The 13,093-nt window shown below is 41.4% G+C and carries 7 protein-coding genes and 3 tRNA genes; 7 read left to right on the top strand and 3 right to left on the bottom strand.

The annotated features are described in order from the left end of the window. The first annotated feature begins 245 nt into the window (after positions 1-245). The 6 genes from F2A31_RS02185 (at position 246) to F2A31_RS02160 (ending at position 9,573) form a co-directional block, all read left to right on the top strand. A complete protein-coding gene (locus F2A31_RS02185) occupies positions 246-3,254 on the top strand; it encodes a hypothetical protein (RefSeq protein WP_228715643.1) in 3,009 nt (1,002 codons plus the stop codon). Positions 3,255-3,777: 523 nt separating this feature from the next. After that, complete coding sequence (locus tag F2A31_RS02180; RefSeq protein ID WP_150024978.1) at positions 3,778-4,887, top strand: porin; 1,110 nt, start codon at positions 3,778-3,780, stop codon at positions 4,885-4,887. Between the two features lie 529 nt (positions 4,888-5,416). Next, positions 5,417-6,412: a tripartite tricarboxylate transporter substrate binding protein gene (locus F2A31_RS02175; protein ID WP_150024977.1), complete on the top strand. Its 996-nt coding sequence runs from the start codon at positions 5,417-5,419 to the stop codon at positions 6,410-6,412. 93 nt (positions 6,413-6,505) lie between these two features. Continuing rightward, positions 6,506-6,949, top strand: a complete 444-nt coding sequence (locus F2A31_RS02170) for a tripartite tricarboxylate transporter TctB family protein (RefSeq protein ID WP_150024976.1) — start codon at positions 6,506-6,508, stop codon at positions 6,947-6,949. A 14-nt stretch (positions 6,950-6,963) separates the two neighbouring features. Beyond that, positions 6,964-8,460 (top strand): tripartite tricarboxylate transporter permease, encoded by a 1,497-nt coding sequence (locus tag F2A31_RS02165; RefSeq protein WP_150024975.1) that lies wholly within the window; start codon positions 6,964-6,966, stop codon positions 8,458-8,460. 63 nt (positions 8,461-8,523) lie between these two features. Beyond that, complete coding sequence (locus F2A31_RS02160) at positions 8,524-9,573, top strand: AbrB family transcriptional regulator (RefSeq protein WP_150024974.1); 1,050 nt, start codon at positions 8,524-8,526, stop codon at positions 9,571-9,573. Between the two features lie 391 nt (positions 9,574-9,964). Here F2A31_RS02160 and F2A31_RS02155 read toward each other — a convergent pair. The 3 genes from F2A31_RS02155 to F2A31_RS02145 form a co-directional block, all read right to left on the bottom strand. Further along, positions 9,965-10,041, bottom strand: a tRNA-Arg gene (locus tag F2A31_RS02155). Positions 10,042-10,093: 52 nt separating this feature from the next. Next, a tRNA-Arg gene (locus F2A31_RS02150) sits at positions 10,094-10,170 on the bottom strand. An 11-nt stretch (positions 10,171-10,181) separates the two neighbouring features. Continuing rightward, positions 10,182-10,271, bottom strand: a tRNA-Ser gene (locus F2A31_RS02145). A 257-nt stretch (positions 10,272-10,528) separates the two neighbouring features. On the opposite strand from F2A31_RS02145, the gene rnr reads away from it, so the two are divergent. Further along, positions 10,529-12,952, top strand: coding sequence for a ribonuclease R (gene rnr, locus F2A31_RS02140; protein ID WP_150024973.1), 2,424 nt, complete (start codon positions 10,529-10,531; stop codon positions 12,950-12,952). Positions 12,953-13,093 lie beyond the last annotated feature (141 nt).

Raw genomic sequence — 13,093 nt, 5'->3', positions numbered from 1 at the left:
TTAGCGATCAATCCAATATAGCGAGATATGAAGACCGACAAAAATAAATTCATTTATTAATTAAATACAACAACTTATGAAATATTAAACCATATTTAACAATTAAGTGCTAATTTTCACATAGATTGACAAAATTATTGAAAAGAACAACACTAAATAAGACTAATGCGATACAAATCACAAAATACACGTAATCATTAAATAATTGAGTCAAAACGCACAACTTTAAAAATATAGGTAAAATTATGCTCTTCAAAAGTCTTCTATCACCCATTAAAAGTATTACCTCCAATTTAGTTGAAAGTAATACATCATCCGCGAGCAGTTCTACTCTCGCTCCCCTTTCTCTTTCAACAATTACCAACATTCTTTCTCCAACTACGATCACGAATACCATTACAAATATTACAAGCAGTGATGTCGACAGCAACCCTTTAAATACTGTAACAAGTATTGTTGGCGGTGGTGGATTATTAAGCCCTGTTACAGGCATTATTGGCGGTATCGGTGGCGGTGATGGAGGCTTATTCAGTCCCATCACAGGTATTATTGGTGGTGGCGGTGGCTTATTAAGCCCTATCACTGGCATCATTGGTGGTATCGGTGGCGGCGACCTGGGGAACAATCCTGTTACAGGTGTAATACAGACTGGCATCGATATCCTTCAAGGTGCTGAAAGCCTTAAAACCGACCTCATCAATACTGGTATCAATACCGTGGCTGGTACAATCATCGGCGCCTTCCCTCCAGCCGAACATCCTGTCGGCGATCTGGCAAATCTTGGTACGCTTACCTTTGAAACTTCTCGTGATACCGTCAACGGGACACTTGAAGCAATCTCTGATCTAGCTGGTGCTGACTTTGGCAGCGCGCTTGGCAATGCAACTGGCGTGATTGGCACACTGATCAATAACGGCTCAACTGCTGCAAATATTATCCAGCATGTTATTGGCGAAGACTTTATTGGTGGCGGTATCATTGGTGGTATCGGTGGTATTGGCGGCGATGGTAGTCCACTTGACCTGATCACTGGCATCATCGGCGGTATCGGTGGTATTGGCGGCGATGGCAGCCCTCTTGACCTGATCACTGGCATCATTGGTGGTATCGGTGGTATTGGCGGCGATGGTAGTCCACTTGACCTAATCACTGGCATCATTGGCGGTATCGGTGGTATTGGCGGCGATGGTAGCCCACTTGACCTAATCACTGGCATCATCGGTGGTATTGGCGGCGATGGCAGCCCTCTTGATCTAATCACTGGCATCATTGGCGGTGATCTGGGTAACAATCCTGTTACGGGTGTAATTCAAACAGGTATCGACATCCTTCAAGGCGTTGAGAGCCTTAAAACAGACCTTATCAATACTGGCATCAATACTATTGCTGGTACAATCATTGGTGCCTTCCCTCCAGCCGAACATCCTGTCGGCGATCTGGCAAATCTTGGTACGCTTACTTTCGAAACTTCTCGTGATACTGTCAACGGTACACTTGAAGCAATCTCTGATCTAGCTGGTGCTGACTTTGGCGGCGCGCTTAGCAATGCAACTGGCGTGATTGGTACACTGATCAATAATGGTTCAACTGCCGCAGGTATCATCCAACACATCATCGGTGATGATCTTCTTGGTGGTGGTATCCTTGGAAGCATCGGTGGCATTGGCGGCGATGGTAGCCCACTTGACCTGATCACTGGCATCATTGGTGGTATCGGTGGCATTGGCGGCGATGGCAGCCCTCTTGACCTGATCACTGGCATTATTGGTGGTATCGGTGGCATTGGCGGTGATGGTAGTCCACTTGACCTGATCACTGGCATTATTGGTGGTATCGGTGGCATTGGCGGTGATGGTAGTCCACTTGACCTGATCACTGGCATCATTGGTGGTATCGGCGGTGGTGATGGCGGTAGCCCTCTGGATATCTTGACAGGTATTATTGGTGGTATCGGTGGCGGTGATCTGGGTAATAATCCAATCACGGGTGTAATTCAAACAGGTATCGATATCCTTCAAGGCGTTGAGAGCCTTAAAACTGATCTCATCAATACTGGTATCAATACCGTGGCTGATGCAATCCTTGGTGTCTTCCCTCAAGGTGAACATCCGATCAGCGATCTGGCAAATCTCGGTACGCTTACCTTTGAAACTTCTCGTGATACTGTCAACGGTACACTTGAAGCAATCTCTGATCTAGCTGGTGCTGACTTTGGCGGTGCGCTTGGCAATGCAACTGGCGTGATCGGTACACTGATCAATAATGGTTCAACTGCCGCAGGTATCATCCAACACATCATCGGTGATGATCTTCTTGGTGGTGGTATCCTTGGAAGCATCGGTGGTATTGGCGGTGATGGTAGCCCTCTTGACCTGATCACTGGCATCATTGGTGGTATCGGTGGCATTGGCGGTGATGGTAGCCCTCTTGACCTGATCACTGGCATCATTGGCGGTATCGGTGGCATTGGCGGTGACGGTAGTCCGCTTGATCTGATCACAGGCATCATTGGCGGTATCGGCGGTGGTGATGGCGGTAGCCCTCTGGATATCTTGACAGGTATTATTGGTGGTATCGGTGGCGGTGATCTGGGTAATAATCCAATCACGGGTGTAATTCAAACAGGTATCGATATCCTTCAAGGCGTTGAGAGCCTTAAAACGGATCTCATCAATACTGGTATCAATACCGTGGCTGATGCAATCCTTGGTGTCTTCCCTCAAGGTGAACACCCAATCAGCGATCTAGCAAATCTCGGTACGCTTACCTTTGAAACTTCTCGTGATACTGTCAACGGTACACTTGAAGCAATCTCTGATCTAGCTGGTGCTGACTTTGGCGGTGCGCTTGGCAATGCAACTGGCGTGATTGGCACACTGATCAATAATGGTTCAACTGCTGCTGATATCATCCAACACATCATCGGTGATGATCTTCTTGGTGGTGGTATCCTTGGAAGCATCGGCGGTGGTATCGGTGGCGGTGATGGCGGCTTATTAAGCCCAATCACAGGTATCCTTGGTGGGGACATCCTCGGTAATCTTGGTGGTCTACTTTCAATCAATGTTGGTGATAACTGTGGTTGCACCAGCTCGAATGGTGGCGTAGACAATATTCTAGACTCTGTTCTCGGTGCTGCGTCTTCATCTCAAATCTTCTCAGCAAGTGGATCAACAACAAACTTCACAGACAATTTATCTATTCCTAGCTTGAACTTGTCTGAGCAGCTATTCGAAAGCACAAGCTTGTTCTAACCTTTTAAAACCATATAAAACCGCTGATATGATCAGCGGTTTTTTTATTAAAGAGAACATTTTTGGTATTAACGTCTTCTTTTTCTAATCAGCCTCTATAAATCATTTAAATATTCTATATTAGCATCACTAAATTTAGACTAAAGTCTAATTACCCAGAGCAAGATAATAATATATATGAAACCTCTTATAATTAAACTAAATACCATAAAAAAACTTATAATTAAATTAAATACCTACAACAATTTAAATGCCATAAAATCACCACTGAATAAGTTCACAGGCCACGTCTTGTGTATTAAATCTATTCTTTAGCGAAGGATTGCTTAAATACTTAAACTTAGTACTTAAGTTGAGGTATTTAATTATGAAAATACAGCTTAAGGCTGATGCTCAATTAATTTATATCACTCACAGTTAAGAAATATATTTTATTTCAAGCGCATGGCCTATTTTATATTTCATTTACTCAAATGAAATGATGGTTGCTTATTCATAATTTTAAATTGTTAGGATGACATAAATGAAAGTTAATTTTTTAATTGCCAGTATATTAACGGTTATTACCAGTTCAGCAATTGCTGCCCCAAAATTCTACGGCGAGATTGATGCTAGTCTCGACTATCTACCTGAAAATAATGCATCTAAGTCAGATCGTGATGTGTGGAAAGTTAACAGTAATAGCTCATTTCTCGGTATTAAGGGTGAAGAAAAATTAACAGAACGTCTTAGCGCCATCTATCAAATTGAATGGTCATTTAATGCTGACGGCGATGGTACAGATTGGTCTCAACGTGATCGTTTTATAGGATTAAAAGATCAAAAATTAGGGACTGTAAAAATCGGTAAGAATAATTCTCCATTAAAAAAACTATCAACTGCCGTCGATAGTTTTAATAACTATGTCCGTAACACTGCAGACATTACCAGTATCATGCCTGGTGAAAATCGCATTAATAACTCCGTTGTATATGATTCACCTAAGTTTTCAATTGGAGAACAAGGAAATCTTGAATTTAGCGCATTATTAGCAACAGGCGAAGCACAAGGTATCAAGAGCAATCAAGGCGGCGTAACTGTTGATGGTGGAGGATTAGGCGATGCTTGGTCAACCTCCATCACCTATTCAGACCCAATGTTCTTAACAGCAATTGCTTATGATAAGGCTATTCCAAGTAACCTACTGGGTCGTGGCTTTCTCAATGCCTCAGATACTCATATCGATGTTGATAAAGTTTTTGCTGCAGCCAATACGCTACGATTAACAGCTCGCATCAAACCAATTGAAGCACTTGCATTAAAAGCGTTAATCCAAAAATCTGAAATCGAGGAGGCCAAAGGCAATCCTGCAAATGCAGCCAACATTGATGACTCGATTGGCTGGTTAGTCGGTGCAGAATATCGCATCCCAAACCATGACAAATGGAACCTTAAAGCACAATATAGTCAAAATACAACGAGCTTCAAGAACAATGATGCTGACTATGATGCACAGCAAATTATGGCAGGTGTAGATTATTCTTTTAATAAACAAGTCAAAGCCTATGGATATACAGGCTATGCAACATTCAAACAAGCTGATGCTAAAGACAAACAACCAGTCGTAGGCGCAGGGCTAGAATTTAAATTTTAGACAATTTAACTTTAAATAATATATTAAAAGCCAGAATACACCTTATTCTGGCTTTTTTATACCCAACCTTTCCCCAAACCACACTTATGGTTGATATAACCTAGGTCAAAATTAAAACAAAAGCATATAAACAAAATGAATAGAAATCAGTCAAAATAAATTAGAAAAAATAAATAAAATGATTTTTTATTCACCACACCCGTATACCAAAATAAAACCGCAAATAAAAAATATTTTTAATTTTATATATTTAACACAATACATTTTATAAATAAATCATCAAAGATTTTGTATTTAAAAAATGAATCATCACGTGATATAAGATAATGTTATGCTCTTTCTGTTTAATTTTATGATAAACACGTTTATCTAAAGTGATGAGAATGCAATAGCAAGCACCCAAGATTCCAAAAGAATAATGCTTGGCTTTACGCATCTAGCTTTAACCAAATTCAAGGCAAAGAAGCCTGTATAAATATGCACTATTGTTTTGCATATCAATATAATCGTTTATGGAGAAACATTTAAGATGTTAAGAGGAATTATATTAACCAGCACTTTAGTGACCTTAGGATTCGGTTTAACAGCATGTGGAAAAAATAAAGGCGAAGTTGGAGAACCCAAACGCCCTGAATGTATCGCCCCAGCAAAACCAGGCGGCGGTTTCGACCTCACATGTAAACTGGCACAAAATGCTTTCAAAGAAACCAAACTCTTAAACTCTCCTATGCGTGTAACCTATATGCCTGGTGGTGTAGGCGCTGTTGCATACAATAAAATTGTTGCCAATGATCCAGCCAATGCTAATGCGATTGTTGCCTTCTCTACAGGCTCTCTGCTCAATCTTGCCCAAGGAAAATTTGGTCAATACACGGAAAAAGATGTTCGATGGTTAGCGATTGTCGGTACAGATTATGGCGTAGTTGCTGTCAATGCAGAATCTCCATATAAAAACCTAAATGACCTAGTTGCAGCGCTCAAGAAAAACCCTAAATCAGTTAGTTTTGGCGCTGGCGGTAGTGTTGGAGGTCAGGACTGGATGCAGACAGCTATGCTTGCTAAAGCTGCAGGTGTAAATCCAAAAGAAATGACCTACATTGCCTTAGAAGGTGGTGGTGAAGCAGTGACATCTGTTCTCGGTAATCACATCCAAGTCGTTAGTGCAGGAATTGCTGAAGTCATTCCTCATGTCAAATCAGGAAAATTACGTGCGCTCGCTGTATTTTCACCTGAACGCCTACCAAATGAGTTAGCAGACATTCCGACCGCAAAAGAACAGGGTTACGATATTCAATGGCCAGTTGTGCGTGGTTATTACGTTGGTCCTAAAGTCAGTGATGAAGCTTACCAATGGTGGAAAACTTCATTTGAAAAAATGATGCAAGATCCAAAATTTGAACAATCACGTCAACAATTTGAATTACTCCCTCTCTCCATGACAGGTGAAGAATTAGATCAATTTGTGATCCAACAAACCGATCAATTGAGAGCGTTGTCAAAAGAGTTCGATCTCGTTACAAAATAACCTTTAAAACCAAAAGAGCATTTCAATCTCTGATTTAAAAAAATAACTCAGAATTGAAATGCTCCTGCAATTTTAATGCAAAAGGAATTATTTATGTCCGCAGAAAGGATTTTTTCAGGGACTTTAGGACTTGTCAGCCTAGGTTTACTATACTTAGCTTGGGGTTACGTTGCACCTATTGCATACGACCCATTAGGACCCCGCCCTTACCCTGTACTCCTATTATTACTTTTAATTTCATCTTGTTTATATCTCACCTTTAGACCTCAAAAGCTTGCTGAATTTATAGATCTAGGCTACACCCCTTCGGTCTTGAAAAAAATCGGTTTATTAATGCTGTTCTTGCTGATTTATGCCGTTACGTTTGAATTCTTAGGTTTCCCTATTGCAACAGCCATCATGTTTTTCCTTGTCGGCACCCTCTTCGGAGGAAGTGTAAAAGCATCATTAATCACTGGCATTGTTTTTGGCTGCCTCTTATATGGACTATTTGACTACATATTAGATGTACCGCTGCCATTAGGATTTTTTAGTTAATCAAGGAAGAATTCATGGACGTTTTTGAATATTTGATGTACGGCTTTCAAGTCGCATTAACTCCACAAAACCTATTTATCGCACTCATTGGCGCATTCATCGGTACCATTGTCGGATTATTACCAGGTCTCGGCCCTATTAATGGTGTTGCGTTATTACTTCCCTTTGCTTATGCCTTAGGACTCCCCCCAGAAAGCGCATTGATCTTATTGGCAGCTGTATACCTAGGATGTGAATATGGTGGACGAATTTCCGCCATTTTAATCAATGTCCCTGGAGATGCAGCAGCAATTATGTCCACCATGGATGGCTACCCACTTGCCAAACAAGGTAAAGCTGGAATTGCGCTTTCCCTCTCTGCAATGAGCTCATTTATTGGTAGTTTAATTGCAATTATCGGGATCGTCTTATTCGCACCACTTTTGGCAAAATGGGCCATTGTTTTCGGGCCAGCTGAATATTTCGTATTAATGGTATTCGCTCTCACCTGCTTAAGCGGTCTCGTTGGCGATCAACCAATCAAAACAGCTGTCGCAGCTTTAATTGGCCTACTATTTGCCACCGTTGGTGTTGATGCTGTAACTGGTGTATATCGCTTTACATTTGACTCAGTCAACCTAAGTGATGGTGTTCAGTTCACTACCATCGTAATCGGTTTTTTCAGTATCAGTGAAATCCTGATTATGTTGGAAAAAACAGCGATTGGACAAAAAGCTTTAGGACAAGGTAAGCGTAGTCTTTTCAACCTTAAAGAGTTTTTCTTTACATTAAAAACCACAATTCGTAGTTCACTCCTAGGTTTCATTGTCGGTATTCTACCGGGCGCGGGTGCAACAATTGCCAGTGCAATGTCATATACCAGTGAACGAAAACTCGCCGGAAAAGATGGAAAGTTTGGTGAAGGTGACTTACGAGGTATCGCAGCACCTGAAGCGGCAAATAATGCCTCAGCATGTGGCTCATTTATCCCAATGTTAACCTTAGGTGTCCCCGGTTCCGGTACCACAGCCGTGATGTTAGGTGCTTTAACGCTTTACAATATCACCCCAGGCCCACAGTTATTCACTGAACAACCGACGATTGTTTGGGGACTTATTGCATCATTATTCATTGCTAGTGCATTATTACTAATCATGAATATTTCACTGGTACGCTTCTTTGCCAAGCTTTTGAGCGTTCCAAATTTCATCCTCCTTCCAGCAATCGCTGCAGTCAGCTTCGTTGGTGTGTATGCAATACATAGCACAGTATTCGATTTGGTTCTCATGGTGGGATTAGGAATTTTTGGTTATATTTTACGTAAACTCAACTTCCCACTATCCGCTTTGATTTTAGGCTTTGTATTAGGTGAGCTTATGGAATCAAGCTTACGTCGTGCACTATCTATTTCACAAGGCGAATTATCAATCTTGTTCGATGGCTATATCACCAAAGTATTATGGATTCTAGCGGGTATCATGATCGTACTCCCTCTGATCCGCTGGTTACGTAATCGTCACAGAGCAATTTAAAAAATATTGACCGATAGTAGAAAACCTATCGGTCATTTAACTTTTATTTATGCGATTCTATTTATGCAGTTGTATCTAAAGTATGCTCTGAGTCTAAGCCTTGCATTTTTAGGTGCACTCCTTGCACAGTGGCTACACTTGCCTATTCCATGGCTGCTTGGGCCATTATTTATTACCGCTCTCCTTAAAATCAATCATGCCCCAATCGAATGCCATAGTTCTGCACGGAGTATTGGACTATCCATTATCGGACTTACACTCGGTTTATATTTCACACCAGAGATGATTCATCTCATCGCTTCGCATTGGCTTGTGTTATTGATTGGTCTACTCTTTGCTCTATTACTCGGCACAATAGGCGCCTTTATATTACACCGCTGGGCAAAAGTTGACTTTAAAACCGCATGGTTTGCTTCTGCTATTGGCGGTGCAAATGAAATGTCTCACCTCGCAGAACATCATCACGCTCGCGTTGATCAAGTTGCCTCTGCACATACATTACGTGTATTAATGGTCGTAGTGATTGTCCCTTTCTTTTATCAATTTATGGGATGGCATGGTTTTGATACAGATCACATCGCAAGAAATATGGAAGTCAATTGGCTTGGTTTTTCCACCTTAGTGCTGATCGCTTATATCGCCAGTCGCACCTTTGCTCACTTGAAACTCCCAAACCCATGGACCTTTGGTGCCTTATTGGTTGCCATCTTCTTTACTGCACAAAATATTCATCTATCCGCAATTCCAACCCCAATCCTCCATCTAGGACAAGTCTTACTCGGCTGGTCATTGGGCAACAAATTTAAGCCCGGTTTTTTCAAAACAGCACCGCATTACCTCAGTATTGTCGCGCTTTACAATCTCGGCGCATTATTCTTAACAGGGCTATTAGCTTACGCACTGATGCTTTGGAGCAACATTCCAATTGCAACTCTTGGCTTAGGACTTGCACCTGGTGGTGTTGCAGAAATGACCATTACTGCAAACGTCCTCCAACTCGGCGTTCCAATCGTAACTGCATTTCATGTGGTTCGTATGGTTGGCGTTTTAGGGACAGTTGGATACTTATATCTCTTCTTCGATAAAATCCTTCAGAAGAAATTGAACCAATGATCATTTTTTATATTTCTTAAAATATTCAATTTAAAGAACTACTCTAGCCAACCCAAGCTCGACAAAAAATACGATATTCGGATACGTCATCCACAACTGTTCGAGACAGGACTTCATTAATAAATATTGTTTCTGCGACTCATTAGGTCAACGTGTAATGAGCAGTGATAGCTGCGCAAGATAGTTACCATTGCTCCTCATGCCGAAACAACAGTAAGTCCAACTGAGAGCTTACCCTAAAATTGAATAAAAACTCGGTAAGATTCCGTCAAGGTAATCATTTTTCAATATGTTAAAGAAATATTTGAATCAAACTTCGGTGAGTTAAAAATAATTTCTCAAAAAATCCAGACACAAAAAAACCGCAATTAAGCGGTTTATTTCATTAAGTTGGTGCGCTCAGAGAGATTCGAACTCCCGACCCCTTAGTTCGTAGCCAAGTGCTCTATCCAGCTGAGCTATGAGCGCATTACTTAGGTTTCCAACTAAAAGTTGGTATGTGTTACTTTCAATCTTTACTTGGTGCGCTCAGAGAGATTCGAACTCCCGACCCCTTAGTTCGTAGCCAAGTGCTCTATCCAGCTGAGCTATGAGCGCTTTAAGTAAAGTGGCGGTGAGAGAGGGATTCGAACCCTCGATACAGTTGCCCGTATGCATCCTTAGCAGGGATGTGGTTTCAGCCACTCACCCATCTCACCGTAACACGAGCGCAATAATACAAACTAAAAGCTCTTTATACAAGTGAAGAACCTTATTTTTTCTGTTTTTTTAAATCAATCAAATATTTTTTAAACAATTTTCGCATTTTTTCGGCTTTTTTAGCTCCGTGCTTGTTAATATAGGTATCTCTTTTTTACAGATCCAAGTCATAAACAGAATCTTGCAATCTTTGACGTGCAGTCTAAGTTTGAATGTCTTATGCTAAAGTGATCTGCCAGATGTGAAATGAAACGATATGACTACAAATTGGGTTGACCCCGAAGCAAAAGCAGAAGCTGAACGTTACGATAATCCTATTCCGAGCCGAACTCTTATTCTCACTACATTAGAACAATTAAAAACTGCGCAATCCCACGCAGAACTTGTAGATCATTTTAATATCCCTGATCAAAAAAGTATTGATGCCTTAAATCACCGTCTAAGTGCAATGGTTCGCGATGGTCAACTGATGAAGGATGGTTTTAAATACCAACCCGCTACAGATGCACCAAGCTACGAAGCAACGGTTTATATCAACAGTAAAGGTCTAGGGACTGCAAATATCGCGGGACAAGATGATGTACTCTTACCTGAACGTGAATTGCGCCTTGTTTTTAATGGTGACCGCGTTAAAGTCCGTCAGACTTCAGTTGATCGCAAAGGCAAAGCTTGGGGCTTTATTACCGAAGTGGTACAGCGTCGTGTGAAACAAATTATTGGTAAAGTTGCTGAACATCAAGGTGAATACTTTATTCAACCAAGTAATCCAAATCAGCATCAACCAATTACCTTAGAAAAAGAGTTGATTGAACATGCCAATGCCAAAGTGGGTGATATGTTGCGTGTTGCGATTGATGATTATCCAACTCGTGAGGAACTTGCAACTGGTCATGTGGTTCAATCCATGGCAGACAAAGCAGATACAGAGATTATCATTCCACAAACCATCTTAGAGTTTGGTTTGCCTTATGAGTTTCCAGAAGCAGTTATTAAAGAAGCGGAAAGTTTTAAAGAACCTTCTGAACAAGATATAAAAGGTCGTGTCGATTTACGGGATCTACCACTCGTCACCATTGATGGTGAAGATGCCCGTGACTTTGATGATGCCGTGTATGCGGAGAAGCGACCAGGAGGCGGTTACCGTGTTGTGGTGGCAATCGCAGATGTAAGCCATTATGTTCGTTTAGATTCGCCGTTAAACGAAGAAGCAGAAGATCGTGGCACATCGGTTTATTTCCCGCACTTCGTCCTGCCAATGTTGCCAGAAGCCTTGTCGAATGGATTGTGTTCTCTAAATCCGCATGTAGACCGTTTATGTATGGTTTGTGATTTAAAACTATCACGTGCGGGCAAAGTGACAGGTTATGAGTTCTATCCTGCGGTGATGCATTCCAAAGCACGTTTGACCTACACCCAAGTTGGTCAATATTTTGAAGGTGCAACAGATGCGATCCCTGAAGACAAGACCATTCATAAATCACTAAACACACTATTCCAACTCTATCAAACACTTAAAGGCCTACGAGCTGAACGTCATGCAATGGAATTTGAAACCATTGAAACCTACATGACTTTTGACGAGTTAGGTGGAATCAAGGAAATCTTGCCACGCACACGTAACGATGCACATAAACTCATTGAAGAATGTATGTTATTGGCTAACGTTGCGGCTGCAGAGTATTGCTTAGAACATGATATTCCGATGTTGTATCGTGTACATGAAGCACCAGAGTTTTCTCGTATTCAAAAAGTTCGTGATTTTGTGAAATTGCTTGGTTTACCGTTCCCTGAGCAACCAACACAAGCGGATTACCAAGCTGTCATTGAAGCAACGAAAGACCGTCTAGATGCGCCAAGTGTCCATGCCGTTTTGTTACGCTCAATGATGCAAGCCTATTATGGTGCGAAGAACTCAGGACATTACGGTCTTGCTTACGAGGCATATACGCACTTCACTTCGCCAATTCGTCGTTATCCAGACTTATTATTACACCGTGCCATCAAGGCTTATCTTGATAAAAAAGTTTATCCACTATCAGGTGCTGCGCTTGATGATGCAGGCGAGCATTTCTCACAAACCGAACGCCGTGCTGACGAAGCTTCGCGTAGTGTAACGACTTGGTTAAAATGTCACTACATGCAGCAACATCTAGGCGATGAGTTCGTGGGTGTGATCAGTGCCGTGACTGAATTTGGTCTATTTGTTACCCTGAAAGATCTGTATGTCGATGGCATGATTCATGTGAGCCAACTAGGTGAAGACTTTTTCCTCTATGATCAGGCGAGCCAAAGTTTAATCGGACAGAATCGTGGACAATCGTTTAGCCTTGGAGACGAAGTCAAGATTCAAGTAGCAGGTGTGAATCTTGAAGAACGTAAAATCGACTTCCAATTGGTACAACAACTCACCCATTTAGGTCGTGTCATCCGCCAAAAAGCACCACGTACCACCACATCGAATCGCGCCCAGACCACTGAAGAGGTATTCAGCAAGCCAACCACGGTGGCGAAAGTGAGTGAGGATGGTGAAAAACCCGTGCGTAAGAAAAAGGATAAGAGCAAACCAAGTTCTTATACCAAAAAACCAAGTAAAAAAACTTCTGCTAAGCCTGAAAGTAAAGAAAAGGCAAAAAAGAAAGTGAAAAAGAAAAAGTCGAATGCGAAAGCAAAGGCTGAGTAATTAATAAAAGATAAGGGAGCTTCGGCTCTCTTATTTTTTTTCGATTTAAAGAATGTGCTCGCTATCTATATCAATAAACAAAATTGAATTAACAACAAAACAACCATCTAATAAATCATGAATCAACCTTGATTTCCGTGC

Source organism: Acinetobacter suaedae (assembly GCF_008630915.1).
Classification (GTDB): domain Bacteria; phylum Pseudomonadota; class Gammaproteobacteria; order Pseudomonadales; family Moraxellaceae; genus Acinetobacter; species Acinetobacter suaedae.
The sequence above is the reverse complement of the archived record's forward strand: the minus strand, read 5'-3'. Positions and strand labels throughout refer to the sequence as shown.